This window comes from Methylobacterium sp. 1A, assembly GCF_058072805.1.
On record NZ_JBYQVE010000001.1, the window covers coordinates 3,464,177 to 3,491,138 of the forward strand.

Genomic DNA, 26,962 nt, shown 5'->3' on the forward strand with positions numbered 1-26,962 from the left:
TCCGCGACATCCCCGTCCTTTCGGGCGGAGCGGAGCGATCCGGTGTCGCGCCACCTTCGGGGATGTCGCGCCGCCCTGGGTCGCTTCGCTGCGCTCGCGATGACGGAGCGTCACCTCACCCCACCAGCGCGAGATCCCGCGTCTCGGTGTCGGGGATGACGTCGACCTCGACCTTGAGGCGCTGCTTGCCCGAGCCGCTGACGATGCCGTCGACCGGCGCCACGTCGCCGTAATCGCGGCCGCGGGCCACCACGATGTGGTCGTCCCGCACCGCGACGCCGTTGGTCGGGTCGAGGCCGAGCCAGCCGGCGCCGCACCAGACCGCCACCCAGGCGTGGCTCGCATCCGCCCCGCGCAGGCGCGGCCGGCCGGGCGGCGGCACCGTGCGCAGGTAGCCGCTCGCATAGGCCGCGGGCAGGCCCATACCGCGCAGGGCCGCGATCATCACGTGGGCGAAGTCCTGGCAGACCCCGGCCCGGAGCGCGAAGGAGTCGGCGAGCGGCGTCGAGACGGTGGTGGCCTTGGAATCGAAGCGGAAATCCCGGCCGATCCGCAGCATCAGGTCGTGGGCCGCCCCGTAGGCGCTGCGGCCCGCGGCGAAGCTCGGGCGCGCGTAGTCGGTGATCGCGGGCAGCAGCGGCACCCGGCTGCTCGGGAACAGGAAGTGCACCGGCGCCCGGCCGCCGAGGTCGCGCCCGGCGAGAACGGCGTCGCGGACCCGCTCCCAGGGCATCCCGGATTCGGGCGGCGGCGGGGCCGGGCGCTCGACCCGCACGGTGGAGAGCGCCTCGACGCTGAAGGTGGTGTGGGGCGTCTCCAGGGTGATCGCCACCGCGTCGATCCCGAGATAGTCGCGCCGCATCACCGCGCGGGCGGGGCTCGGGTCGATCGTGACCGCGCTCGCCAGCACGCTCTGGCCCTCGCAATCCTGCGGCTTGAGCCGCAGGGTGCAGCGGGCGAAGTGCACCGGCCGGCCGTAGCGGTAGGCGGTGCGGTGGCGCAGCGTGTAGATCATCCCGGCCACCGCCCATCGCGACGTCCGTCGCCTGCGGTCGCCGGCAAGCGCGAAGGCGCGCCGCAGCCCGTGCTGCGGATCGTCCTTGAGGCGGCAGCGTCAAGGACACACAGCATCAAGCCAGCCCCGTCAGCTTCTCGGGGCGCAGCGCGTTCGGCCCGGTGGGGAAATAGCGGGCCGCGATGCCGTCGGCGAGGCGCTCGAGGTCGGTCGCGAGCGCGGTCAGGCGCACGGCGTCGAAATCCGCGGCCTCGCCGCTGCGCAACTCCGCCAGGATCCGGGTCGCGAGGCGGCAATGGGGCTCGGGGATCCCGTCCGCGGCGAGCGCCGGCAGGTCGGCGAGGTGCCGGGTGATCGCCTCCGCCTGGAAGGCGATCGAGCGCGGGTTGTAGGGGTCGAGCAGCACCATGTCGCGCACGGGGTCGAGGGCCGCCCCCTGCAGGTAGCGCCGCCCGTAGCTGATCTGCGAATCGCACAGGGACAGCATCACCCCGAGGCAGCCGGGGGTCGCCTCGTCGTTGGCGAAGGCCAGCGCGAAGGCGCCGGTGTTGATCGCCCGCTCGATCCGCCGCCCGAGCTCGATGAAGTGCCAGCCCTCGGCGCGGCTCATGTTCTCGTGGGTGAGGCCGGCGAGCGCCGCGAGCTGGCTCAGGGCCCGCTCGGCCCGGCCCGCGAGCTGCGACTCGGTGAAGGCCCGCTCGGTGTTGAGGGACAGGAACTCGTTCAGGTCGGCGAGCACCCGCCACGCCTCGCCCGACAGGCGGGCGCGGAGCGCGGCGGCGTTGCGGCGGGCCGCGATGACGTGGGACCGGGCCGAGCCCGGCCGGTCGCGCCCGGCCAGCGCCTCCTGGGCGAGGCGGGCGGTCGGCAGGTCGGCGGCCGCGATGGCGCCCCACTCGTGCAGCAGCGCCCGGAGCGCCAGGGCCGCCGGCGTGTCGAGGGCGCCCGAGATGTCGGTCCCAACGGCGTCGCCGACGCTGCGCAGGTGGGCGAGCACCAGCCGGATCACCGCCTCGCCGCGCTCCAGGTAGCGGCCGAGCCAGAACAGGCCGTCGGCGGCCCGGGCGGGGAGGTGCCCGCCGACCCGCCGCACCCGCGGCGCCGCCTGCGTGCCGATCAGGGGCGCGGCGACCGGCTCCTCGGACAGGACCCAGACGTCGGCGGAGCGGATGCCGAGCCGCAGCTCGATCGGGTCGACGTCCTCGCGCTCCGAGACCCGGCAGAAGCCGCCGGGCATGACCTGCCAGCCGAGGGGCGTCCGCGCGGCGAAGACGCGGACCACGAAGGGGCGGGGCGTCAGGAACAGGCCGTCCGGGCCGCGCTCCCAGCCCGGCATCGTCGAGAGCGGCGCCGCCTCCTGGGCGACGTAGTCGAAGGGCCGGTCGCGCAGGGCCGCCACGACCCGCTCGCGCTCGGCTGCCAGGACCGGGCCCGCCAGGATCGCGTCGCGCCCCGCCCCGCGCTGGGGCGTGGCGGCCGGGCGCAGGGTCAGGCTGTCGAGGTTGGCCCGCGCGTGCGCCAGGCCCTCGAGGTCGCCGCACCACCACGTGCGCGGGTGGCCGAGCCGCAGCGGCTCGCCGAGGACGCGCCGGGCGATGCCGTCGAGATAGGGGGCGAGGGCGGCCGACTCGACGAGCCCCGCGCCCGGCATGTTGGCCATCACCAGGGAGCCGTTGCGCAGGGCGTCGAGGATGCCGGGCACGCCGAGGCGCGAGGCCGGGTTCAGCTCCAGGGGGTCGAGGAAGTCGGCGTCGATCCGCCGCCACAGGGCGTCGGCCCGCTTCAGGCCCGAGACGGTGCGCACGTGCAGGCGCCCGTCGCGCATGACGAGGTCGTCGCCCTCCACCAGCATCAGGCCGAGGTAGCGGGCGAGCGCCGCCTGCTCGACGTAGGTGCTGCTGTAGGGGCCGGAGGTCAGCAGGCAGATCCGCGGGTCGGCGCGCTCCGCCCCCAGCGCCAGCCCGTCGCGGAACGCCTGGAAGAAGGCCGGCAGGCGCTCGACGTGGAGGTCCTGGAAGAAGTCCGGGAAGGTCCGGGCCAGGACCATGCGGTTCTCCAGCGCCCAGCCGAGGCCCGAGGGCGCCTGGGTCCGGTCGGCGAGCACCTGCCAGCGCCCGTCCGGTCCCCGGCCGAGATCGGCCGCGTAGAGCTTGAGGTAGTGGCCGCCGGGGGGCGCGACCCCGTGGAGCGGGTGCAGGAACTCGGGCGTGCCGGCCACGATCGCGGCGGGGAGGAGCCCCTCGGCGACCAGCCGGCCCTCGCCGTAGGCGTCGGCGAGGATCGCCTCCATCAGCTCCGCGCGCTGGACGATGCCGGCGCTGAGCGCCGCCCATTCCGGCCCCTCGATCACCAGGGGCAGGCAGCCCAGCGGCCAGGGGTGCTCGCGCTGGTCGCCGGCGATGCGGAACGAGATGCCCGCGTCCCGGATGTGCCGCTCCGCCGCGACGAACCGGGCCATGATCTCCGGCTCGGTGAGGCCGCCGAGACGGTCGAGCAGGCGCGGCCACGCCCCGCGGGGCGCGCCGTCGGCGCCCAGGAACTCGTCCGGCCGGCCGGGGGCGGGGCGGTAGCCCGCGCTCCAGCGGGCGACGCGCTCGCGCGCGCCCTCCGGCCGCTCGGCCCGGCCGCGGCTGCCCGCGAGCGCCGCCTCCATCACGGATCCCGGGTCATCGCGGCTCGCGGATCCACGCAGCGTGGACGACGACGCGGCCGCAGAGCGGAGCGCGGGTCCCTCTCCCGCACGGGAGCGGGGGCGGGGGCGGGGGCGGGGGCGGGGGCGCGTCGCGCTCTGTCGACCGCGCCGGTGTCCGCCCCGGATGTCCGAACATCGCGGGTCATTGCGGGGCCGGCGTCCGCAGGTCGAGGGTCAGCGGGAACTCGGCGCTCGATTCCGGGCGGGGCATCTCCAGCCGGCCCGGCGTGTGGCCGTTCGGCTGGAACCGGGCGAGGCGCCGCCCCTCCGCCTCGTAGGCGTTGACCGGGTGGGTCTCGTAGTTGCGCCCGCCCGGATGGGCGACGTGGTAGCGGCAGCCGCCGAGGGAGCGGCCGCTCCAGGCGTCGAGGATGTCGAAGGTCAGCGGCGAGTGCGCGGGGATCGTCGGATGCAGGGAGGAGGCCGGCTGCCACGCCTTGAAGCGCAGGCCCGCCACGGCCTCGCCGCCGCGGCCGGTGGAGGTCATGGGCAGGCGGCGGCCGTTGCAGGCGATGACGTGCCGCTCGGGCACGAAGCCCTCGACCCTGACCTGCAGCCGCTCGACCGAGCTGTCCACGAAGCGCACGGTGCCCCCGCTGGTCCCTTCCTCGCCCATCACGTGCCAGGGCTCCAGCGCCTGGCGGAGTTCCATCCGGACCCCGCCCTGCTCGACCGTGCCGAAGACCGGGAACCGGAACAGGGCCTGCGCCTCGAAGGCGACCGGGTCGAAATCGTACCCCGCCGCCCGGAGATCCTCCAGCACCGCGAGGAAGTCGGACCAGAGGAAATGCGGCAGCATGAACCGATCGTGGAGGTTCGTGCCCCAGCGGACACAGCCGCCGGTCTGCGGCTCGCGCCACAGCCACGCCACGAGGGCGCGGAGCAGGAGCTGCTGCGCGAGGCTCATCCGCGCGTCCGGCGGCATCTCGAAGGCGCGGAACTCCAGGAGGCCGAGGCGCCCGGTCGGGCCGTCCGGCGAGTACAGCTTGTCGATGCAGATCTCGGCCCGGTGGGTATTGCCGGTGACGTCGACGAGGATGTTGCGGAAGATCCGGTCGACGAGCCAGCGCGGGATGTTGGGCGCGTCCGGGGCCGGCACCTGGGCCAGCGCGATCTCCAGCTCGTAGAGCCCGTCGTGGCGGGCCTCGTCCATGCGCGGCGCCTGGCTCGTGGGCCCGATATAGAGGCCCGAGAACAGGTACGAGAGCGCGGGGTGGCGCTGCCAGTAGAGCACGAGGCTCTTGAGCAGGTCGGGCCGGCGCAGGAACGGGGAATCGTCCGGCGTGACGCCGCCCATGACCACGTGGTTGCCGCCGCCGGTGCCGGTGTGGCGCCCGTCGGTCATGAACTTTTCCGCGCCGAGCCGGGTCTGGCGGGCCTCGGCGTAGAGGTCGGTGGTGATGGACACCGCCTCCCGCCACGAGGCGGCCGGGTGGACGTTCACCTCGATCACGCCGGGATCGGGGGTGACCTTGATGACGCCGATCCGCGGGTCGTAGGGCGGCTCGTAGCCCTCGAGGTGGATCGGCAGCTTCAGCGCGGCGGCGGCGGCCTCGAGGTGGCTGGCGAGTTCGAGATACTCGTCGGCGCGCTGCACCGGCGGCATGAACACCCGCACCACCCCGTCGCGGGGCTCGAACGACAGGGCCGTGCGCACCGCCACGCCGGTGACGCCGGCGCCGTTGACCACCGCGGCGCCGGGGTGTCCGTCGGGGAGGGCGGCGCGGGGCTCCAGGGGATCCTGCGGCTGGTAGTAAGGATAGTGCTCCGGCGGCACGTAGGGCAGGGACGACAGCGGCAGGCGGAAGCCCACCGGCGAGTCCCCCGGCACCAGGAAGGCGGCGCCGCGCCGGAAGTCCCACGTCTCCGAGATCCAGACGCGGTCGGCCTCGCCGCCCTTGCCGGTGGGCAGGCTCGCCAGCGGCAGGACGTAGCCGGCCGCCTCCCCGAGGCCCCGCGCGTAGACCCGCCTGATCCGGGCGTCGAACTCCACCGAGCCCGACTTGGCGTCGGCCGGCGTGACGTTGACCGGCAGCTCCGCGGTCTTCCGCTCCCAGAGCTCCCCGTCCTCGAAGGCCGGGAAGACGTAGTCGGCGAGGCCGAGGCGGCGGGCCAGCGCGTCGGCGAGCGCCTCGGCCTGCGCGATGGTGGCGTGCCCCGCCTCCCCGGCGGCCACCTCCGGCGCGATCAGGTCCGGGTCGCGCCAGATCGGCTTGCCGTCCTTGCGCCAGTAGAGCGCGAAGGCCCAGCGGGGCAGGCTCTCGCCGGGATACCACTTGCCCTGGCCGTAATGGAGCAGCCCTCCCGGGCCGAACCGGTCGCGCAGGCGCCGGATCAGCTGGTCGGCGAGCCCGCGCTTGGTCGGGCCGACGGCCGCGATGTTCCACTCGGGCGATTCGAAATCGTCCACCGACACGAAGGTCGGCTCGCCGCCCATGGTCAGCCGCACGTCCTGCGCGGCGAGGTCGGCGTCGACCCGCTCGCCCAGCGCGTCCATGGCGGCCCAGACGTCCTCCGAGAACGGCTTGGTGATCCGCGGCGTCTCGGCGACGCGGGTGATCGTCATCGCGAAGTCGAAGGTGGTCTTGGCCGGCTCCATCGCCCCCGAGATCGGCGCGGCGGAGTGGTAGTGCGGCGTCGCGGCGAGCGGGATGTGGCCCTCGCCGGTGAGCAGGCCCGACGTGGCGTCCATGCCGACCCAGCCGGCGCCCGGCAGGTAGACCTCGGCCCAGGCGTGCAGGTCGGTGAAGTCCGCCGACGCGCCGGTCGGCCCGTCGACCGCGGTCGTGTCGGGCACGAGCTGGATCAGGTAGCCGGAGACGAACCGGGCGGCGAGGCCGATCCGGCGCAGCACCTGCACGAGCAGCCACGCCGAGTCGCGGCAGGAGCCGCTCTTCAGCCGCAGGGTCTCGGCGGGGGTCTGCACGCCCGGCTCCATGCGGACGCCGTAGGCGGTCTCCCGGGCGATCAGGCCGTTCAGCGCCACCAGGAACTGGACCGTGCTGGTCTCCTCCGGGAGACGGGCCAGCAGCGCCTCCATCTCGGGACAATCCGCGTCGACGGGCGTGAGATACGGGGCCAGCTCCCCGGCGAGGGCGGGGTCGTACGCGAAGGGCCGGACCTGGGCGTAGTCCTCCACGAAGAAGTCGAACGGGTTGATCACCGCCATGTCGGCCGTGAGGTCGACCTCGATCCTCAGCTCGTCGGTCTTCTCGGGGAAGACCAGGCGGGCGAGCCAGTTGCCGCTCGGATCCTGTTGCCAGTTCAGGAAGTGGTTGGCGGGCGTCACCGTGAGCGCGTAGGCCGGGACCTTGGTACGGGCGTGGGGGGCCGGGCGCAGGCGGATCACCTGGGGCCCCAGGCTGATCGGCCGGTCGTAGCGGTAATGCGTGACGTGGTGCAGGGCGGCTCTGATCGACACGATGGCTCCGTCGAAAGGATCGAACGCGGTCGCGCTGCCGGTCCCTGGCGCCGGCGCCCACCGCACGGTTATGCGACACGGATCGCGCAACAAGCAATTTCCGTGCGTCGCCCGGCCGTCCGGGCCGCTGGCAGGAACTTTGCCGCCCGGCCCTGCTTGACCGGCAGGTGGGCCGGCCGCCGGCCCGGGACCGCGCGATGAAGATCTTCCAGTGCCAGGCCTGCGACCAGCCGGTCACCTTCGAGGCGACCGCCTGCGAGAGCTGCGCGCGGCCGCTGGGCTACGCCTGCGCGGTCCACGAGGTCTCGGCGCTGGAGCCGCAGGGGCTCTCGGCCCACCCGCTGATGGGCGGCGCGCAGATCTTCCACGCCTACGCGGATCCCGGCCGGCGCTACCGGCTGTGCAACAACGCCCTCGCGCAGGCCTGCAACTGGCTGGTGCCGGAGGACAGCCCCGACATCTACTGCACCGCATGCCGCCACAACCGCGTGGTGCCGGACCTGTCGCAGCCCTGGAACCTCGCCCGCTGGCGCCAGATCGAGGCGGCCAAGCACCGGCTGTTCTACTCGCTGCTGCGCCTGGAACTGCCGCTCGCCACCCGCGCCCAGTACACGGACGGGCTGGCCTTCGACTTCCTGGTCGACCCGTCCGAGAGCGTCTCCGGCGGGCCGCCGGTGTTGACGGGCCACATCAACGGCCTGATCACCATGAACATCGCCGAGGCCGACGACGTCGAGCGGGAGCGCCGCCGGATCCTGTTCGGCGAGCATTACCGCACGCTGCTCGGCCATTTCCGGCACGAGATCGGGCATTACTTCTGGTACCTGCTGGTGCTGAACAGCCCCGACTGGGACGCCTTCCGGGCGCTGTTCGGCGACGAGCGCCGCGACTACGTCCAGGCGCTGCAGGACCACTACGCGAGGGGCGCCCCCGCCGACTGGGACGAGGCCTACGTCTCGGCCTACGCCACGGCCCATCCGTGGGAGGATTTCGCCGAGACCTTCGCGCATTACCTGCACATCGTCGACACGGTGGAGACCGCCTCGACCTTCGAGCTGCACGTGCGCCCGCGCCTGCGCCAGCGGGGGCCTTCCGGGCCGCAGGCGCCGACCGTGATCGACTTCGACCCGTACAACACGGCCGACCTCGACCGGCTGATCGCCGCGTGGCTGCCGCTCACCTACGCGATCAACTCGCTGTCCCACAGCATGGGCCAGCCGGCGCTCTACCCGTTCAAGCTGACGCCCGCGGTGATCGCCAAGCTCGCCTTCGTGCACGAGCGGGTCTACGCCTCCCGCACCGGCACCCTGCCGGATGCCGGCGCGGCGGGCGCCGAGATGCTCCGCGCGGTGATCCTGGGCCTGCGCCAGAAGGTGGCGGCGCCGACGGCGTGAGGGTGGCGGTCGCGGCAGACACAACGTCTCTGCGAGCGTCTCCGCGAGCGGCGCGAGGCGATGACGGTCGGAGGGGCGCCTCACGCCCCCCCGTGCCGCTCCGCGAAGGCGCGGAACGCCGCGAGCGTCTCGGCGCTGACGTGGTGCTCGATCCCCTCCGCGTCCCGCCGCGCGGTCTCGGGACTCACGCCCAGCGCGCACAGGAAGCGCTCGACGATGCGGTGGCGCTCCCGGGCCTGGGCGGCGAGCCGGCGGCCGGCCTCGGTCAGGAACACGCCGCGATAGGGCCGCTGCTGGACGAACCCGTCCTCGCACAGGCGCTTCAGCATCTTGGCGACGGTCGGCTGCGCCACGCCGAGCCGGGCCGCGATGTCCACCTGCCGCGCCTCGCCGCCGTCGCCGATCAGGTCGTCGATCAGCTCGACGTAATCCTCCACGAGTTCCGAGCGCCGGGCCTCGCGGGCCTGGCGGAAGCTCTCCACGTGGCGCTCGGGATCGACCAGCGCGGTCTCGGGCGAGCCCGGCTCGGACGGTTCCTGCATCGGCTCTCCCCCACCGCGGTCCGCGCGGGCCGCCCCGACCCCTGTCTAGCAAACACCGCCACCTCGAGGGGAGTCCCGCGGGGCCGATACCGGCGGCCGCTGCCGGCCCCTTGAATCCAACCCCTTGAATCCTGGCCGCGAACCCTGAATATAGCCTCCGCTATATCTTTGAGGAGAGGGTTCGAGCATGGTGGCGCCGAACGCCGCGACGGCCCCCGGGCGCGCCGCGCCCGGGGCGATGAGCCGGCGGACCGAGGGCGCCATCCGCGACGTCCTCGACGGCCGTCCCGGCGGCCGGGCCCGGTTCCTGCTGTTCGCCGGCCCCGCCGTGACGGCGTCGATCGCCTACATGGACCCGGGCAATTTCGCGACCAACATCCAGGCCGGCGCCCGCTACGGCTACGGCCTGCTCTGGGTGGTGCTGCTCGCGAACCTGACGGCGATGCTGTTCCAGGCCCTGTCGGCCAAGCTCGGCATCGTGACGGGCAAGAACCTCGCCGAGCACTGCCGGGACGCGACGACGCGGCCGGTGCGCCTCGCCCTGTGGGGCATCAGCGAGGTCGCCGCCATGGCGACCGACCTCGCGGAGTTCCTCGGCGGCGCGATCGGCCTGTCGCTGCTCACCGGCATGCCGCTCATGGCCGGCATGGCGATCACCGCGGTGGTCACCTACGCGATCCTGCTCCTGGAGCACGAGGGCTTCCGGCCGCTGGAGATCGCCATCGGCGCGATGGTCGGCACGATCGGCCTCTGCTACGCGGTCGAGCTCCTGATCGCGCCCGTGGCCTGGGGCGAGGCCGCCAAGGGCCTCGTCACCCCGCGGATCCCGGACGCGCAGGCGCTCACCATCGCGGTCGGGATCATCGGCGCCACCGTGATGCCGCACGCGCTGTTCCTGCATTCGGGCCTGACCCAGGGCCGGGGCAATCCCCGCACCGAGGCCGACCGGCGCCTGCTGGTCCGCTACTCGAACCGCGAGGTGGTGGTGGCGCTGCTGCTGGCGGGCCTCGTCAACATGGCGATGGTGATCATGGCGGCGGCCGCCTTCCACGTCGGCCACAGCGAGGTGGCGGAGATCGGCGAGGCATACCGCACCCTGACGCCGCTCCTCGGGCCCGCCGCGGGGGCGGCCTTCCTGGTGTCGCTGCTCGCCTCCGGGATCTCCTCCTCGGTGGTGGGCACGCTCGCCGGGCAATTGGTGATGCAGGGCTTCACCGGCTGGCGCATCCCGCTCCTCGTCCGCCGGCTCGTGACCATGCTGCCGGCCTTCGCGGTGGTGGCGATCGGCGTCGACCCGACGCAGGCGCTGGTCCTGTCGCAGGTGGTGCTGTCGCTCGCCCTGCCGGTGCCGATGGTGGCCCTGGTGGTGTTCACCCGGCGCCGCAGCGTGATGGGGCCCTTCGCCAACGGCCCACTCACCCAGGCCGCCGCCGTGGCGGGGGCCGCCCTGGTGCTCGCCCTCAACATGGTGCTGCTGGCAGTCGCCTTCGGGGTGCCGGTGCCGGGACTGGAGTGAGAGCCCCGCCGGCAGATCCACCGGCAGCCCTGCCGACAGCCTCGCCGACAGCCCCGCTCAGGTCGCCCGCACCACCACCTCCACGAGGTTGGCGCCCCCCGAGCGGATCCCGGCCTCGATCGCCGGGGCGATGTCGGCCGCCCGGGTCACCCGCCGGGCGGGCACGCCCATCGAGGCGGCCAGCGCCGGGAAGTCGATCCGCGGGTCGGTGAGGTCCATGGCGATGAAGCGGTTGGCGCGCACCGAGGCGTAGTGCGCCTGGCCCTTCATGAAGGTCTTGAGGATGTTGTACTCGGCGTTGTTGATCACCACGAAGGTGACCGGCAGCTTCTCGTGCGCCGCCGTCCAGAGGGCCTGGGGCGAGTACAGCGCGGCCCCATCGCCGACCACGCAGACCACGGGCGCCCGGTCGAGCCCGAGGGAGAAGCCGACCGCGGCCGGCATGCCCCAGCCGAGCACGCCGCCGCGCATCGCCGCGTACTGGTGCGCGAAGGGGCTGTCGAGGAAGGTGCGCAGGTGGGTGAGCGTCGCGGGCGCCTCGTCCACGATGGTGGTCTCGGCCCCGACCGCGCGGGCGACCTCCCGGGCGGCGACCAGCGGCGCGATCACCGGATCCTCGAAGGCCGCGTCGGCGGCGGCGGCGAGCTTCGCCCGGCGCTCGGCCCGGGCGGTCACCGCCTGGGCGCGCAGGCCCGCGAAGGCGTCGGCCCGGTCGGCGAGGCGGGGCGCGAGCAGCGGCAGCAGGGCGTCGAGGGAGGCGCGGATGTCGCCCACCGTCGACAGGCAGGTGGCGTAGGTGCGCCCGAGGTCGCGCACGTCCGCCGAGAGCTGGAAGACCTGCACCCCCGGCGGCACCGCCGAGACCTCCGAGTAGAGCACGGTGATCAGCGACTTGCCGCCGAGCGCGAACACCGCGTCGTAGCGCCCGAGGATGTCGGCGATGGCGTCGGCCCGGGTCGGCAGGTTCCCGGCCCAGAGCGGGTGCGCGGTGGGGAAGGGGATGTGGGCCGGCCAGGACGAGCCGTAGACCGGCGCCGCCAGCAGGTCGGCGAGCGCCACCATCTGCGCCGAGGCGTCCGAGGCGTCGATCTCGTCGCCCGCGATCAGCGCGAGGCGACCCGGCGCGATGGCGGCGAGCTTCTCCGCGAGGCGGTCGAGGGAGCCCGCCACGGCCCGCTGGTCGATGGTCGAGGTCTCGCCGGCCGGCACCGCCGACAGCGCCTCCATCACGTCCATGGGCAGGGACAGGAAGACCGGCCCGGAGGGGGCGGCCCCCGCGTCGTGGAAGGCCCGGCGCAGCAGGATCGGGATCTGGTCCGGGCTCGTCACCTCGCGGGCCCACTTCATCACCGGGTCGGCGATGGCGACGAGGTCGCCCATCAGCAGCGGGTCGGTCAGGGCGTGGCGGAGATCCTGCTGCCCGGCGGTGACCACCAGCGGCGTGCCGGAGACCTGGGAATTCACCAGCCCGCCCATGGCGTGGCCGAGGCCGCCCGCCGTGTGCAGGTTGAGGAAGGCGGGCCGGCGGGCGCCCTGCGCGTAGCCGTCCGCCATCGCCACGGCGGTCGCCTCCTGCAGGGCGAGGATGTAGGCGATGTCCGGCGCCTCGGTGAGCGCGTCGATGAGCGGCAACTCGGTGGTGCCGGGATTGCCGAAGATGTAGCGCACGCCCTCCGAGCGCAGCACCTCCACCAGGAGGTCGGCGCCCCGGCGGCGGCCGGCGGTCTCCACGGTCTCGATCGGCATGCCCTGTCCTCTCCGACGGAATCAGCTGGAGGCTACCCCATGGGCGGACCGGGGCAATGCCGGCCCCGCCCCACGCCGCCCCGCGCCGGGCGGCGACCGATCGGCAACCGATCGGCAGGCATTTCGGCGTAGCCTCCGACCGGGACGCGCCCGCGCCCCCGGGCGCAGGCCTGCCGATCCACGCCACCGACCAGGACGAACATCATGCGGATCGCGGCGTCCCTCGCGCTCCTCGCCACCCTGGTGGCTCCCCCGATAGCCACCCTGACAGCCGCCCTGGGCCTCGCCGCGGGCGCGCGGGCGCAGGGGCTCGAGCGCGGGGCCCAGGAGGGCGCCTCGCGCGGCGAGGAGATGGCGGGCCCCCTCGGGGCGATCGTCGGCGGCGCGATCGGTGCGGCCGTGGGCACCGCCAACGGCATCCTCGGCGTCGACCGGCGGGAGCGGTTCCGCATCTACGCCCGCGGCGAGCGCCGCCCCTCCATCGCGCTCGCGGGACCCGTGCGGGTCGGCACGGTGCTCCCGGAGGACGGCATCGTGTACTACGATGTCCCGCGGGAGTTCGCCCTGCCGGATTACAGCTACACGATCGTCAACGACCACCCGGTCCTCGTCGACCCGCGGTCGCGCCGGATCGTTGAGGTGATCGACTGACGGCCCGGGCGGCCGGCCGGGGATCCGGCGCGAGGGAGAGGGCGAGCCGATGCCGAGAAGGGTGGGGATCCGGGCGATGCTCCCGTCGGCGCTCCCGGTGACGGGCCTGGTGACGGGATGAGCGCGCGCGACGCCGCGGATGCCGGACGACGGCACTGGTTCTACGACAGCCGGATCCTGGTCTGCACCTTCTGCCTGCTCGCGGTCATGGTCATCTTCTGGCAGGTGAGCCGGTTCGAGGGTTTCCAGCCGATCTTCACCTGCGCGCGCAATCAGGACGTCGATCGCGACCTGCTCTCCGTCGGGATGCGCGCCTGCATGGGCGACGCGCCCTCGCAGGCCGCCCAGGCGCGCTGCATGCACGTCGTCTACCTGCTGGCCTGCACGGACGAGCGGTGGCGCTGACGCCGCCGCGCGCGGGCCCGTCCGCGGCGGGGCGGGTTCCGCTCAGGCGCGCAGCTCCGCCACGAGGGCCCGGATGAACGGCGGCAACCCGTCGAGGTCGCGCAGGCACAGAGTCAGGTCGCGCCGCGCCCAGGCGTCGGCGAGGGGCACCACCGCGAGGGCGAGGCCCTGCGCGGCGCGGGCGGCGGCGCTTTCGGGCAGGATCGCCAGCCCGACCCGCGCCTCGACGAGACGGCAGACGGCGTCGAAGTCCCGGAGTTGGACGCGCAGGCGCATCGGTCGCCCCTCGCGCACCGCCTGGGCGACGAGGAAGCGGCTGATGGCGCTGCGCCGGTCGAGGCCGACGAGGTCGTGGCCGAGCACCTCGGCGAACGGGATGGTCCCGCGCGCGGCCAAGGGATGGTCCCGGGCCGCCACCAGCACGAACCGGTCCTCCCGGAACGGGAAGGTCTGCAGCGAGCCGGTATCCACCGTGCCGGACAGGATGCCGAGATCGGCCGCCCCCTCGGCCACCAGCCCGACGATCTCCTCGGAGGTGCGCTCGTCGATCTCGACGCCGATCCCGGGGTGATCGGCCAGGAAGGCCGAGAGCGCCTCCGGCAGGAATTCGGTGAGCGCGTTGGTGTTGGCCAGCACCCGGATCTGCCCGAAGGCGCTCCCCGAGAAGGCCGCCATCTCCTCGCGCAGGCGCTCCACCCCGGCCAGGACCTCCCGGGCATGGACGAGGAGCGCGCGCCCGGCCGGGGTCGGGCTGACGCCCTGCCGGCCCCGGGTCAGCAGGGCGGCGCCCAGGGAGTCCTCCATCAGCCGGATCCGCGTCGAGGCGGCCGCCAGGGCGAGGTTCGCCCGCGCGGCCCCGTGGGTGATCGAGCCGGCCTCGACCACGTGCCGGAACAGGCCGAGATCGACGAGATCGAACCGCATCATCGCGAAGGCGCCTCCCGCCGCGCCGTCCGGCCGGCGCGTCCCGGACCGCCCGGGACCCGTCCTGATCCGCGTCTCCGTCGGGGGGCTTGGCGACCGCGTCAACCCCGCCATCCCGGGGCCGCGCCGGGGCCGCCGCGGCGATCCCGGTTACAGACACGCCGATCCCTCAGGCGCCCCGGAGCGGGCGAAGCCAACTCTCCGCGGGTCGATCGCCGCGGCCCCACCGGTCTCCGACAAACGAAGACCCGAATTCGCACCCGCCAAGGCTCCGAGTAAAGTAAATCTCCTCAATATAGCCGAGAACGACGATTTACCGCCCGTTAATGCCGCATCCTTCAATGCTGCTCGACAGTCTTGCGAGGCGTCGCGGCGATGGTTCCTGTGTCGACATACCCGGTCCGGCGGCCGCCCCGGGATCGCCTGCGCCGGCCCGGGAACCGCTGATGGACGCGCTCCTCGTCGACGACAGCGCCACCATGCGGATGCGGCTGCGCCTGCTGCTGGAGGCCAAGCCCGACGTGTCCGTCACCGATCACGGCGACCCGGTCGCCGCCATGGTCGAGGCGCGGACGCGGGCCTTCGACCTCGTCCTGGTCGACTGCCACATGCCCGACATCGACGGGATCGCCTTCATCCGGCAGATGCGGACCATCCCGCACTACGCCCAGGTGCCCATCGTGATGGTCACCAGCGACATCTCGGACGCGGTGCGGCTCGCCGCCCTGGAGGCCGGGGCGACCGATTTCCTCGACAAGTCCATGCAGGGCGTCGAGCTCACCGTCCGCCTGCGCAACCTGATCCGGCTCGCCCGGGCGGTGCGGCGGCTGGCCGAGCAGGCCGCTTGGCTCGACGGCGAGGTGGAGGCCGCCCTGCGCCACATGCGCGAGCGCGAGGAGGAGATCATCTTCCGGCTCGCCCTGGCGGTCGAGTACCGCGACAACGACACCGGCGATCACACGTGGCGGGTGGCCCGCTACAGCCAGATCGTGGCCGAGGGGCTCGGGCTGGCGCCGGAGATCTGCCGCAACCTCTACCTCGCGGCGCCGCTGCACGATGTCGGCAAGGTCGGCATCCCGGACGGCGTCCTGCTGAAGCCCGGCCGGCTCGACCGGGACGAGTTCGACCTCGTCAAGACGCACCCCGCGATCGGCCGGCGCATCCTGGGCGGGAGCGCCTCCGAGCTGATCCGGCTGGCCGCGGAGATCGCCGAGTTCCACCACGAGAAGTGGGACGGCGGCGGCTACCCGCACGGGCTCGCCGGCGCCGCCATTCCCCTCTCGGCCCGGATCGTCGCGGTGGCGGACGTGTTCGACGCCCTGACCACGGCGCGGCCCTACAAGGACGCGATGCCCTTCGAGGCGGCCCTGGACTGCATCCGCGCCGAGAGCGGCCGCCATTTCGACCCCGACTGCGTGGCGGCGTTCTGCGCGCGCTTCCCGGACATCCGCGTCGCCGGCGGGCGGACCCGGGCGGGCCTGCGGCCGAGCGCCGGGCCGGTCACGGAACCCTGGGCCCGGGTCCCGACCCTCCTGCGCGAGGTCGCCCCCGCCGCGCCCGACCCGACGGGGTGGCGCGCCGACACCCTCGACAGGATCTTGGAGCCGTCATCGGCCCTGTCGGCGAACCCGGAGACGTTTGCGCCGTTGATCCCCGACCCGCACGGATCACGGACGGAGCCGGACCATGACCCCGACCTGGAAGACGCTGCCGGAGATCGCCCTGGCGCACGGGATCTCCCTGGAGGATGCCCAGCGCCTCGTGGACGGGGCGAACTGCCCGAAGGTCTTCCGCGCGGACGGCACCGTCTACCTCATCTGAGCCCGTCCCATCCGGGCGCGTCCCATCCGGGCGCGTCCCATGCGGGTGCATCCCATGCGGGTGCATCCCATGCGGGCGCGCCCCGCGAGGCCGTCCCGGGCGGATGACGCGCGGCCCGGCGGGCCCTAACCTGCCGGCATGCGCATCGTCCACACGCCCGATTCGAGCCGGCACGATCCCGAGCGCTACATGCGCCGCGGCGCGCCGATCCCGCATCCCGAGCAGGCGGCCCGCTACGCGATCCTGCGGGACGCGGCCGTCCGGGGCGGACACGACCTCGCCGAGCCGGCCGATCACGGCCTCGACCCGATCCGGGCGGTGCACGATCCCGACTACGTGGCGTTCCTGGCCGAGGCCTGGGCGCGCCGGGACGCGATCCCCGGCATCGGCGACGAGATCCTGACCGGGGCCTTCGCCCGGCCGCAGATGCACCGGAAGCCCGCCGGCCTCCTCGGGCGCCTGGGCCTCTACACCGCCGACACCTCGACGCCGATCCGCGCCGGCACCTGGGCGGCGGTCTACGGATCGGCGCAGTGCGCGGTCGCGGCCGCCGACGCTGCGCTGGCGGCGGGGCACGCCTACGCCCTGTGCCGCCCGCCCGGCCACCACGCCTACGCGGATTCCGCCGGCGGCTTCTGCTTCCTCAACAACAGCGCCATCGCGGCCGAGCGGATGCGCGCCGCGACCGGCGGCCCGGTGGCGATCCTCGACATCGACGTCCATCACGGCAACGGCACGCAGGGGATCTTCTACGCCCGCGCCGACGTGCTGACCGTCTCGGTCCACGCCGACCCGTCCGACTACTTCCCGTTCTTCGCCGGCTACGCCGACGAGACCGGCGCCGGGGCGGGGGCGGGGTTCAACCGCAACCTGCCGCTGCCGCCGGGCTCGGGGGACGCGCCCTGGCTCGAGGCCGTCGAGGCGGGCCTCGCGGCGATCGCCGTGCACCGGCCCCGGGCGCTCGTGGTGGCGCTCGGCCTCGACGCCGCCGCGGACGACCCGATCGGCGCCCTCGCGGTCTCCCGGGGGGGCTTCGTCGGGGCGGCGGAGCGGATCGCCCGGGCCGGGCTGCCCACGGCGCTGGTCCAGGAGGGCGGCTACCTCTGCGCGGCCCTGCCGGACAACCTCGCGGCCTTCCTCGCCGGCTTCGACGCCGCGCGCTGAGCCGCGCGGCGCGGGCGCGATGTGAAGGCGTGATGCGATAGTGATCGCCGGGGCGCCGGACCGCCCCCCCGATATGGTCGACCCGATGCCACAACCGACCTATCAGGGCGGGGCGGGCGCCGCCGACGCGTCCCGGGCGGGAGGAGCGGGCGATGGACGCGGGCGACGTGGGCATGCGCGAGGCGGCCGGCGCCCCGTGGCACGCGGGTCTCACCCGACGCCACTGGCGGATCCTGTGGGGCAGCTACCTCGGCTGGATCTTCGACGGCTACGAGGCGGTGGCCCTGGTCTACGCCCTGCGCCCGGCGCTGGCCTCGATCCTCACCCCCGAGCAGGCCCAGGCGCCGGCCTTCTACGTGGGCCTCGCCATCGGCATCACGCTGCTCGGCTGGGGGATCGGCGGCCTGATCGGCGGGATCGCGGCCGACTACATCGGCCGCAAGCGCATGATGATGGTGTCGATCCTGGGCTACGCGCTGTTCACGGGGCTCACCGCCTTCGCGGAGAGCTTCACGCAGCTCGCCGTCCTGCGCTTCATCACCGGGCTCGCCATCGGCTCGGAATGGTCCACCGGCATCGCCCTCGTGGCCGAGACCTGGCCGAACCGGGCCCGCCCGAAGGGCTGCGGCTTCCTGCAATCGGGCTTCGGCGGCGGCGCGGTGCTCGCCGCCATCGTGTGGGCCGTGCTCGCCGCCACCGAGCCCCTGGGCGCGGAATCCTGGCGGATCCTGTTCGCGCTGGGCGCGCTGCCGGCCTTCGTGTGCCTGTACCTGCGCCGGGCGCTGGAGGAATCCGAGCAGTGGATGCGGGCGCTCAAGGCGCAGCGCTGGGCGGCCACCGCGGAGGACGCGGACCGGGCCCCGCGGCGCGCGCGGCGCCCGTTCTCCCTGACGGAGATCTTCCGCGAGCCCGAGAGCCGGCGGCGGGTCCTCCTCGCCACGCTCCTGTCCTTCGCCACCACGGTGGGCTGGTGGGCGGTCTCGTCCTGGCTGCCGGCCTACACGGAGGGGCTCGCCAAGGCCGCGGGCGCGCCGGCCAATGTCTGGGGCCCGCGCATGGGCATCGTCTACAATATCGGGGCGATCACCGCCTACGTGATCTCGGGCTTCGTGGCCGACGCGATCGGGCGCCGCGCCTTCCTGCTCGTGACCTATGCCGGCTGCATCGCCACGTCGCTCGCCTGCTATCTCTGGACCGGCGGGCTCGTGCCGTTCATGGCGCTCGCCTTCCTGAACGGGTTCTTCACCCTGGGCTTCGCCTTCTCGTGGATGGCGATCTACCTCGCGGAGCTGTTCACCCCGGCGGTCCGGGCGACGGCGTCGAGCGCGGTCTTCAACGGCGCGCGGCTGATCGCCTGGATCTTCCCGATCCTGGCCGGGCAGATCGTGACCGCCTTCGGGGGCGTCGCCGCGGCGGCGCTGACCCTGTCGAGCGTCTACGTGATCGGCCTCGTGGTGCCGTGGTTCATGCCGGAGACGCGGGGCCGGCCGCTGCCGGAATAGGTCGGTCCGGCCCCCGCTCGGTCGGAGCGGGGGCCGGTCCTAGTCCTAGTCCTAGTCTTGGTCCTAGTCCTCGTCGTCCTCGTCCTGGTGCCGGCCCTTGAGCTTGGCGAAGACCGAATCGGCGTCGAGCCGCTCCTCGCGGCCGCCGTGATCGTCCTCGTGGTCCCGCTCGTCGGCGTCGCGGGCCGTGGAGACCTCGGTCGGCAGCAGCGAGGCGCCGGATTCGGCCGCCACCGCGGCCGGGCGGTCGGCCGCCGCGCGCTGAACCTCGAAATCGAGGTTGATCTGGGTGGTCAGGCCGAGGGTGACCGGGTCCATCGGCTGGAGCGAGCCCGAGTTCCAGTGCGTGCGCTCGCGGATCTGCTGGATCGTCGACTTGGTGGTGCCCACGAGCCGGATGATCTGCGAATCCTTCAGCTCGGGGTGGTTGCGCAGCAGCCACAGGATGGCGTTCGGCCGGTCCTGGCGGCGGGAGAGGGGGGTGTAGCGCGGGCCCTTGGTGGTGCGCTTCACCTCCGGCAGCTTCACCTTCGAGACGGCGGGCTTGAGCTTGTAGTGCGGCGCCTTCTGGGCCTTCTCGATCTCGTCGCGGGTGAGCTGGCCGGTGGAGACCGGGTCGAGCCCCTTGATGCCGGCCGCGACCTCGCCGTCGGCGATGCCCTTCACCTCCAGCGGGTGCAGCTTGCAGAAATCGGCGATCTGCTCGAAGGCGAGCGAGGTGTTCTCGACCAGCCAGACGGCGGTCGCCTTCGGCATCAGCGGACCCTGGGACATGCTTCTCGTGCTCCGGCCTGGCGGGACGGGGGCCGGGCATCGGGCCGCGGGCTCCGGATGACCGATCCGGATGTCCCGTCTCACGCTGTCGAATGGGGATGACGCACTATAGGCCCGGGCGGGGAGGGGCGCAATCGCGGGTTGGACCCGTTCGGAGCCCGGCATGCCGATTCACCGGCGTCTAAATCACCGGGGCCGGGCGCCCCTCAGCGCGGGCGCACCCCGTCGAGGAACAGTCGCACCGCCGCCTGCCGCCGCCGCTCCTGCGCCTCCGGGTCGGTGGCGATGCCGTAGAGGGTCGCCTGGGACGACCGGCCGAGGACGAGGCTGAGGAACAGGTCGGCCGCGATCTCCGGATCCGCCACGGCGATCCGCCCGCGCCGCGCGAAGGCGTCGAGCAGCTGCGCCACCGCGCGCACGCCGCGCAGCCAGCCCTCCTCGTGGGCGAGGCGGGCGAGCTCGGGGAACTGCAGCGCCTGGGCCACGAGGTTGCGCTTGAGCATCGCCGCGCCCGGCGACTGCCCGTGGGCCAGCAGGGTGCGGCTGAGATCCTCCAGGGCGGTCTCGACGTCGTCGCTCCCGCCCTGCGCGGCCTGGGCCTCGGCGGCCGTTGAGAGCGGTGCCAGCCACGCGGCGATCCGCTCGCGCAGGACCGCCTCGAACAGAGCCCGCTTGTCGCGGTAGCGCGCGTAGACCGTCGGCTTGCTCATCCCGGCGGCCTCGGCCACCGCGTCGATGGAGGTGGCGTCGAAGCCGCGCTCCAGGAACAGGGTCGTGGCGACGGCGATCAGGTGCGCCTCGCGCCGGGCCGCCTCCGCGCGGGTCGGCCGGCCGCCGCGCCGCGGGCCCGCCTCCGCCCGCTCGATCTCCGTGACCGTCACCCCGCGATCCTCCTTGCTCACCACCGCCGTTCGTCCTATTAAAACGATACCGTACCGTTTTGATTCTGGCCAGACCCGATGGACGCACGTCGCAGCGACAGCTTCAAGAGCGCCGACCCGGTCGCGGGTGCGCCGGTCACCGCCCCGACCACCGCGGCTGTCACGCCCCCGGTCTCCGCGCCGGTCCCGGCCACCGTCTCCGCACCGGCGCCGCGCCGCCGCCGCGCGCGGATCGTGCTGCCCCTCCTCGGCCTGCTCGCGCTGGGCGGGGCCGGGACCTACGGCTGGCACTGGTGGAGTGTCGGGCGCTTCCTCGAGGTGACCGACGACGCCTATCTCCAGTCCGACAAGGTCACGGTGGCGCCGCGCATCGCCGGCACCGTCGCGGCGGTGCTGGTCGGCGACAACCAGCCGGTGAAGGCCGGGGACGTCATCGCCCGCCTCGACGACCGGTCCTACCGGGTCCAGCTCAGGCAGGCCGAGGCCGAGGTCGAGAAGGACCGGGCGCAGATCCTGGGCGTCGCCTCGGCGATCGTCCAGCAGCGGGCGCAGGTCGCCTCGTCGCGGGCCGACCTCGCCAACGCTGAGGCCGCCCTCACCTTCGCGCAGCAGGAATACACCCGCTACCAGAACCTGCTGCAGACCGGGTCCGGCACGGTGCAGCGCCAGCAGCAGGCGGAGTCCGACCTGCGCCAGCGCCACGCCGCCCGCGACAAGGCCGCCGCCTCCCTGGACGCCGCGCAGAAGCAGATCGACAGCCTGCAGGCGCTCGAGGCCAGCACCCGCGCGAGCCTGGAGGGCGCGCAGGCCAAGGTCGAGGGGGTGAGGCTCGACCTGAGCTACACCACCATCGTGGCGCCGATCGACGGCGTGGCCGGCGACCGGGCGCTGCGGATCGGGCAGGTCGTCTCGGCCGGCACCGGGCTCCTGACCCTCGTACCGATGGGCCGCGACATCTACCTCGTGGCGAACTTCAAGGAGACCCAGACCGGCCGCATGGTCGAGGGCCAGCGCGTCACCTTCACGGTCGACGCCTTCGGCGACCACGCGTTCCGGGGCCGGATCGAGAGCTTCTCCCCGGGCACCGGCTCGCAATTCGCGCTGCTGCCGCCGGAGAACGCCACCGGCAACTTCACCAAGGTGGTGCAGCGCGTGCCGGTGCGCGTCGCCCTCGACCCGTCGGATCCGCTCATCGCCCGCCTGCGCCCGGGCCTGTCGGTGGAGGCCACGGTCCACACCCAGGATCCGGTCGAGCCGGTGCGGCCCGCCCGGCCGAGGCCCGCTCCGGCCCTCGTCAGCGAGGCCCTGCCCCGATGAGTCCGGCCCCGACGAGCCCCGTGCCGGCCGTGGCCGTGCCCGAGGCGAAGGCGAGCGCCCGGGACTGGCTCGCCGTGTTCGGCGCGATCCTCGGCGCCTTCACGGCGATCCTCGACATCCAGATCACCAACGCGTCGCTCGCCGACATCCAGGGGGCGCTCGGCGCCTCCACCGAGGAGGGCAGCTGGATCTCCACCGCCTACCTGATGGCCGAGATCATCGTGATCCCGCTCACCGGCTGGCTGTCCTCGGTGATCGGCCTGCGCCGCTACCTCGCGGTGAACACCATGCTGTTCACCGCCTTCTCGCTGGCCTGCGCGCTGTCGACGACCTTGGGCCAGATGATCCTGTTCCGGGCCGGCCAGGGTTTTACCGGCGGCGTGCTGATCCCCACCGCCATCGTGATCGTGCGCACCCGGCTCTCGAAGGCGCAGCAGCCCATCGGCATCGCGCTGTTCGGGCTGACCGCGACCTTCGCGCCCGCGATCGGCCCGACGGTCGGCGGCTGGCTCACCGACAACCTGTCGTGGCACTACATCTTCTACCTGAACCTGATCTTCGGACCCGTGGCGGCGGCGATCCAGCTCGGCGCCTTCGACAGCGTGCCGGCGCGCTGGGGCGAGCTGCTCAAGGGCGACTGGATCGGCATCGGCCTGATGGCGATCGGCCTGCCGGCCCTGACCTACGTGCTGGAGGAGGGCCAGCGCAAGGACTGGTTCGGCTCGCAGGTCATCGTGAACATGTCGCTGCTGGCGGTGGCCGGCATCGCCGGCTTCATCGTCCGCGAGCTCACGACCGAGCGCCCGTTCATCAACCTGCGGGTCCTGGCCAATCGCTCGGTCGGCGGCGCCTGCGTGCTGATGACCGTGCTGGGCGCGGTCTCGTTCGGGTCGATCTACATCATCCCGGTCTACTGCGCGCAGATCCAGGGCTACAACGCCCAGCAGATCGGCTACGTGGTGATGTGGTCGGGCCTGCCGCAGCTCGTCCTCTTCCCGATGATGCCGCTGCTGATGCGGACCTTCGACGCCCGGGTGCTGGTGGTCACCGGCACGCTGTTCTTCATCGCGAGCTGCTGGATCAACGTCGGCCTGACCCACGATGTCGGCGCCGACCAGCTGATCCTGCCGCAGCTGATGCGGGCCATCGGCCAGCCGCTCTTCACCATCCCGCTGTCGCAGCTCTCCACCGTCGGCCTCGCCCCGCGCGACACCGCGGACGCCTCCGCCCTGTCGAACATGATGCGCAACCTCGGCGGCTCGATCGGCATCGCCATGCTGTCGACGATGATCGACCGGCGGGAGCACTTCCACTTCTCGATGCTGGCCGAGGCGATTACCGTCAACGCCACCCGCACCCAGGACCGGCTCGCGGCGCTCGCCGCCGGGATGCACGCCCGCATCGCCGACCCGCTGGCCGCCAAGGGCGTCGCGCTGGGCCAGCTCGCCGCCCAGGTCCGCCGCGAGGCCTACGTGATGGCCTACGCGGACGGGTTCTGGCTGGTGAGCGTGAGCCTCGTGGCGAGCCTCGCCGTGGTGGCCATCCTCAAGAAGCCGCAGCGCGCCGCCGGGCCCGTGGAGGCGCACTGAGCGGCCGGGGTCCTACCGCCCCGGCAGGTTGTGGACGATCGGGAAGAACGTGTCCTTCCAGTCCTTGGGCTCGGTCTTGATGGTCTTCATCGCGTAGAAGTGCCGGGCCTGGAGCATGATGCCGTAGGGCGTGGTGGAGAAGTTCGTCCCGGGCTCCTTCATGATCTCGACCAGGGTCTCGGGGGGCGTCTTCTCGTTGGTGGCCGCGACGTAGTCCTTGGCGGCCTTCAGCGGATCCCGGGCGATCTCGGCATTGGCCTCGTCGATGGCGGCCACGATGGCGGCGGCGAGCTTCGGGTTGCGGTTGTACCAGCCGGTCCGGGCGTAGAAGATCGCGTTGCTCACCGGCTCGCCGACCATCTCGTAGGAATTGAGCACCTTGTGGATCGCCGGATCCTGCAGCTCGCGCTGCTGGAACGGCGGCAGCGAGAAGTGGCTGTTGACCTCGTTGTGCGGGCTCGCCAGCGCCGCCACGGCGTCGGGATGGCCGAGCTGGACGGTGAGCGGGTCGAGCTTGGTGGCGTTCTCGGGCCCGAACGCCTTCTTGGCGGCGATCTGCAGCAGCACAGCCTGGGACGAGACCTTCACGGAGGGCAGGGCGATCTTGTCCTTGGACGAGAAGTCCTTGAGTTCCTTCACGTCCGGATTGCGGGTGAGCAGCATCATCGGCGTGGTGCCGACCCCGCACAGGCCCTTCACGTCGCCCTTGGTGCGGTCGTTGAGCAGCAGCATGTTGGTCGAGCCGCTGTCGACGATGTCGATGTTGCCCGAGAGCAGCGCGTCGTTGCCGGCGGCGCCGCTCGTCAGGTTGACCCACTCCACCGTGACGTCCCCGAGGCCCGCGGCCTTGGCGTGCTTCTCGATCAGCTTGTGCTGCTCGGCCAGCACCGCGGGCAGGTAGACGAAGCCCGGCTGCCGGCTGATCCGGACCTTGGCATCGTCGGCCCGGGCGGGGGTGGCGAGCGCCAGCCCGGCCAGCAGGAGGACCGATCCCGCCTGCAGGAGCCGGCGGCGGCCCGGCAGCAGCGAGCCCGTCCGAGACGTACGCACCATGACGCTTCTCCCTGTGGCCCGGCGCGATCCTGAGCGGCGCCGGGCTTTCGTTGGACGGGGAGTGGACAGGCTCGGGCCGGCGCGCGCAAGGCCGTCTTCACGCTCCGCTAACGCAGAAGCTGCAAAATATCGCAGGTTGAAATCATCTTCTTGCAATCATCATCGCGGGGGCGTGGGTGAAGATCGGGCTCGGAGCGAAGCTCCACACCATCACGGCCACCGCGCTGGTCGGCATCGTCGCGGTCTCGGGCATCGGGCTCGTCAGCCTGAAATCCCAGGTCGAGCAGGACCGGATGGCCAAGACGCGGAACCTCACGGACGTCGCCTACGGGGTCGCGGCCTATTTCGAGGGCGAGGAGCGGGCCGGGCGCCTGTCCCGGGCGGACGCGCAAGGCGCCGCGATCCGGGCCCTCAAGGCCCTGCGCTACGACGACAAGGAGTACTTCTGGGTCAACGACATGCAGCCCCGCATGGTCGCCCACCCGATCAAGCCCGAGCTGGAGGGCAAGGATCTCGCCGCCGTGCAGGATCCCACCGGCAAGCGCCTGTTCGTCGACTTCGTCGAGACGGTGAAGCGGCAGGGGCAGGGCTTCGTCGACTATTACTGGCCGAAGCCCGGCGCCGACGCCCCCGTGCCGAAGCTCTCCTACGTGCGCGGCTTCGCCCCCTGGGGCTGGGTGATCGGCACCGGCATCTACGCCGACGACACCGCGGCGATCCTGCGGGACGCGGCCTGGAAGGCGGCGGCCGGCATGCTCGTGGTGGTGGCGCTGATCGGCCTGCTCGCGGCGCTGATCGGCCAGCGGCTGACGCGGCCGCTGCGCGCGCTGAACGGCGCCATGCACCGCCTCGCGGCCGGCGAGACCGCCGTGCCGGTGCCGGCACGGGAGCGCCGGGACGAGATCGGCGCCATGGCGGGCGCCGTGCAGGTGTTCAAGGACGCGCTGATCGCCAAGGCCGAGACCGACGCCCGCGCCGCCGCCAGCGCCGACGGGGATGCCCGGCGGGCCGCCGCCCTCGACCGGCTGACCCGGTCCTTCGAGACCCGGGCCGGGACCCTGAGCCGCGGCCTCGCGACGGCGGCCGCCGACCTCGAGGCGACGGCGCGGACGCTGACCGTCACGGCCGCCCACACCACCGAGCGCACCGGCGCGGTGGCCGCGCAGGCGGCCGGCACCTCCGCCGACGTCCAGACCGCCGCGGCGGCCACCGAGGAGATGTCGGCCTCGGTTCAGGAGATCGCCGGGCAGGTGAACCGCGCCTCGGAGATCGCCGGGCAGGCCGCGATCAGCACCCGCCAGGGAGAGGCGACCGTGCGGGCGCTCGCCGCCGGCACCGAGAAGATCGGCGACGTGGTCGGGCTGATCGCCTCGATCGCCGGCCAGACCAACCTGCTGGCGCTCAACGCCACGATCGAGGCGGCCCGCGCGGGCGCGGCCGGGCGCGGCTTCGCGGTCGTCGCCTCCGAGGTGAAGGCGCTGGCCGAGCAGACCGCCAAGGCGACCGAGGAGATCTCCGGCCAGATCGGCCGGATCCAGGGCGAGACCCGGGACGCGGTCGCGGCGATCGGCGCGGTCGGCCGGACCATCGAGGAGATGCGCGGCATCGCGGTCGGGGTCGCGGCCGCCATGGAGGAGCAGAACGCCGCCATCCAGGAGATCGTCCGCGGCGTGGCGAGCGCCGCCACCGGGGCGCAGGGCGTGTCCGAGAACGTCGTCGACCTGCGCCGCGGCGCCGACGAGACCGGCAGCGCCTCCGAGCAGGTGCTGGCGGCCGCACGCGACCTCACCCGCGGCTCGGACGAGCTCGACCACGCCGTGAAGGCCTTCCTGGCGGAGGTCCAGGCTGCCTGAGGGCGCGGCCTGAGGGTGGCCTGAGGGGCGGGGCCCCGCGGGCGGGCAGGGCGGCGCTCAGCCCGCGGAGAAGCCCCGGACCGCGGCCCGCACCAGCGCGTCGATCATCGGCCGCACGTCGCTGACCCCGAGGGGACCCAGGCTGCCGAGATCGGCGAGATAGGTCATGCCGTGGACGCTGGACCACAGCGCCCGCGCCATCACGGGGATCGCCGCCTCGCCGAGGCGGCCACCGTCGCGCAGCACCCCCTCCAGGATCCCGAACAGGGCCGCGATGTCGGCTTGCACCGAGTCCGGCGCCGCCACCGTGCGCCGCTCGAAGATCGCCGCCCAGGCGGCGTGGTGTTCGGCCGCGAAGGCGAGATACGCGTCGGCCAGGCACAGGAGCCGCGCCTCCGTCTCCCGCGACGGACAGGCCGCCAGCGCCCCCACGAGGGTGTCCCGGAGCCGGCGCATGGTGACGGCGTTCGCCTCCAATCGCAGCACTTCCAGGCTGTCGAACTGCGTGTAGACCGAGCCGACCGCCGTACCGGCCCGCTCCGCGACGCCGCGGGCGGTCAGCGCCGCCGCGCCGCCCGCGTTCAGGATCGCCACTGCGGCCGCGATCAGGGCCTGGCGATCGGCCGCCCGATCGCCGGGCTCCTTCCGCGGCCGCCCCCTCACTTTTTTATGAACCTCGTTCATTTTATCCCTTGCGGCCCG

General features: G+C 73.4%; 20 protein-coding genes. 10 read left to right on the forward strand and 10 right to left on the reverse strand.

The genetic code is table 11. From position 1 onward, the window contains the following. Positions 1-115: 115 nt before the first annotated feature. The 3 genes from ACX9MN_RS16885 to ACX9MN_RS16895 all read right to left on the reverse strand — a co-directional run bounded on the left by ACX9MN_RS16885 (position 116) and on the right by ACX9MN_RS16895 (position 7,128). Complete coding sequence (locus ACX9MN_RS16885) at positions 116-1,015, reverse strand: transglutaminase family protein (protein WP_489724975.1); 900 nt, start codon at positions 1,013-1,015, stop codon at positions 116-118. 115 nt (positions 1,016-1,130) lie between these two features. Further along, complete coding sequence (locus ACX9MN_RS16890) at positions 1,131-3,668, reverse strand: circularly permuted type 2 ATP-grasp protein (protein WP_132367661.1); 2,538 nt, start codon at positions 3,666-3,668, stop codon at positions 1,131-1,133. 181 nt (positions 3,669-3,849) lie between these two features. Beyond that, entirely contained in the window at positions 3,850-7,128 is a 3,279-nt protein-coding gene (locus ACX9MN_RS16895) for a transglutaminase family protein (protein ID WP_489724976.1), read from the reverse strand. Between the two features lie 197 nt (positions 7,129-7,325). Between ACX9MN_RS16895 and ACX9MN_RS16900 the strand changes: the two genes are divergently transcribed. After that, complete coding sequence (locus ACX9MN_RS16900) at positions 7,326-8,522, forward strand: zinc-binding metallopeptidase family protein (RefSeq protein WP_026604947.1); 1,197 nt, start codon at positions 7,326-7,328, stop codon at positions 8,520-8,522. 80 nt (positions 8,523-8,602) lie between these two features. Here ACX9MN_RS16900 and mntR read toward each other — a convergent pair whose 3' ends face one another. Next, positions 8,603-9,064, reverse strand: a complete 462-nt coding sequence (gene mntR, locus ACX9MN_RS16905) for a manganese-binding transcriptional regulator MntR (RefSeq protein ID WP_020093314.1) — start codon at positions 9,062-9,064, stop codon at positions 8,603-8,605. A 187-nt stretch (positions 9,065-9,251) separates the two neighbouring features. Between mntR and ACX9MN_RS16910 the strand changes: the two genes are divergently transcribed. Next, positions 9,252-10,580 (forward strand): Nramp family divalent metal transporter, encoded by a 1,329-nt coding sequence (locus ACX9MN_RS16910; protein ID WP_020093315.1) that lies wholly within the window; start codon positions 9,252-9,254, stop codon positions 10,578-10,580. Between the two features lie 57 nt (positions 10,581-10,637). On the opposite strand, the gene ACX9MN_RS16915 is transcribed toward ACX9MN_RS16910, so the two are convergent. After that, on the reverse strand, positions 10,638-12,326 hold the full coding sequence (locus ACX9MN_RS16915) for a thiamine pyrophosphate-binding protein (RefSeq protein ID WP_489724977.1): 1,689 nt from the start codon (positions 12,324-12,326) through the stop codon (positions 10,638-10,640). A gap of 204 nt (positions 12,327-12,530) precedes the next feature. On the opposite strand from ACX9MN_RS16915, the gene ACX9MN_RS16920 reads away from it, so the two are divergent. Further along, positions 12,531-12,977 (forward strand): DUF1236 domain-containing protein, encoded by a 447-nt coding sequence (locus tag ACX9MN_RS16920; protein WP_447681780.1) that lies wholly within the window; start codon positions 12,531-12,533, stop codon positions 12,975-12,977. Between the two features lie 117 nt (positions 12,978-13,094). Continuing rightward, positions 13,095-13,382: a hypothetical protein gene (locus tag ACX9MN_RS16925; protein WP_020093318.1), complete on the forward strand. Its 288-nt coding sequence runs from the start codon at positions 13,095-13,097 to the stop codon at positions 13,380-13,382. A 42-nt stretch (positions 13,383-13,424) separates the two neighbouring features. Here the strand turns inward: ACX9MN_RS16925 and ACX9MN_RS16930 are convergent, their stop codons facing one another. Continuing rightward, entirely contained in the window at positions 13,425-14,309 is an 885-nt protein-coding gene (locus tag ACX9MN_RS16930; RefSeq protein WP_489724978.1) for a LysR family transcriptional regulator, read from the reverse strand. Positions 14,310-14,752: 443 nt separating this feature from the next. On the opposite strand from ACX9MN_RS16930, the gene ACX9MN_RS16935 reads away from it, so the two are divergent. The 3 genes from ACX9MN_RS16935 to ACX9MN_RS16945 all read left to right on the forward strand — a co-directional run bounded on the left by ACX9MN_RS16935 (position 14,753) and on the right by ACX9MN_RS16945 (position 18,793). After that, positions 14,753-16,234 (forward strand): HD domain-containing phosphohydrolase, encoded by a 1,482-nt coding sequence (locus ACX9MN_RS16935; protein WP_489724979.1) that lies wholly within the window; start codon positions 14,753-14,755, stop codon positions 16,232-16,234. 31 nt (positions 16,235-16,265) lie between these two features. After that, entirely contained in the window at positions 16,266-17,291 is a 1,026-nt protein-coding gene (locus tag ACX9MN_RS16940) for a histone deacetylase family protein (RefSeq protein ID WP_020093321.1), read from the forward strand. A gap of 152 nt (positions 17,292-17,443) precedes the next feature. Further along, positions 17,444-18,793, forward strand: coding sequence for an MFS transporter (locus ACX9MN_RS16945; protein ID WP_100252115.1), 1,350 nt, complete (start codon positions 17,444-17,446; stop codon positions 18,791-18,793). A gap of 63 nt (positions 18,794-18,856) precedes the next feature. On the opposite strand, the gene ACX9MN_RS16950 is transcribed toward ACX9MN_RS16945, so the two are convergent. Together ACX9MN_RS16950 and ACX9MN_RS16955 are read right to left on the reverse strand one after the other, a co-directional pair. Continuing rightward, positions 18,857-19,567, reverse strand: coding sequence for a DUF1013 domain-containing protein (locus ACX9MN_RS16950; protein ID WP_020093323.1), 711 nt, complete (start codon positions 19,565-19,567; stop codon positions 18,857-18,859). Between the two features lie 206 nt (positions 19,568-19,773). Further along, positions 19,774-20,448, reverse strand: a complete 675-nt coding sequence (locus ACX9MN_RS16955; RefSeq protein WP_489725233.1) for a TetR/AcrR family transcriptional regulator — start codon at positions 20,446-20,448, stop codon at positions 19,774-19,776. 78 nt (positions 20,449-20,526) lie between these two features. Between ACX9MN_RS16955 and ACX9MN_RS16960 the strand changes: the two genes are divergently transcribed. Both ACX9MN_RS16960 and ACX9MN_RS16965 read left to right on the forward strand, forming a co-directional pair. Continuing rightward, complete coding sequence (locus tag ACX9MN_RS16960; protein WP_091978311.1) at positions 20,527-21,765, forward strand: HlyD family secretion protein; 1,239 nt, start codon at positions 20,527-20,529, stop codon at positions 21,763-21,765. Further along, entirely contained in the window at positions 21,762-23,354 is a 1,593-nt protein-coding gene (locus ACX9MN_RS16965) for a DHA2 family efflux MFS transporter permease subunit (RefSeq protein WP_489724980.1), read from the forward strand. Before ACX9MN_RS16960 ends, ACX9MN_RS16965 begins: the two co-directional genes overlap by 4 nt. Before the next feature lie 12 nt (positions 23,355-23,366). Here the strand turns inward: ACX9MN_RS16965 and ACX9MN_RS16970 are convergent, their stop codons facing one another. Beyond that, a complete protein-coding gene (locus ACX9MN_RS16970) occupies positions 23,367-24,407 on the reverse strand; it encodes an ABC transporter substrate-binding protein (protein ID WP_489724981.1) in 1,041 nt (346 codons plus the stop codon). A 176-nt stretch (positions 24,408-24,583) separates the two neighbouring features. Between ACX9MN_RS16970 and ACX9MN_RS16975 the strand changes: the two genes are divergently transcribed. Beyond that, the gene (locus ACX9MN_RS16975; protein ID WP_489724982.1) at positions 24,584-26,260 is read left to right on the forward strand and encodes a cache domain-containing protein; all 1,677 of its coding nucleotides are present in this window, start codon (positions 24,584-24,586) and stop codon (positions 26,258-26,260) included. A 57-nt stretch (positions 26,261-26,317) separates the two neighbouring features. Here the strand turns inward: ACX9MN_RS16975 and ACX9MN_RS16980 are convergent, their stop codons facing one another. Continuing rightward, positions 26,318-26,944, reverse strand: coding sequence for a TetR/AcrR family transcriptional regulator (locus tag ACX9MN_RS16980; protein ID WP_103985026.1), 627 nt, complete (start codon positions 26,942-26,944; stop codon positions 26,318-26,320). Between the last annotated feature and the right edge of the window lie 18 nt (positions 26,945-26,962).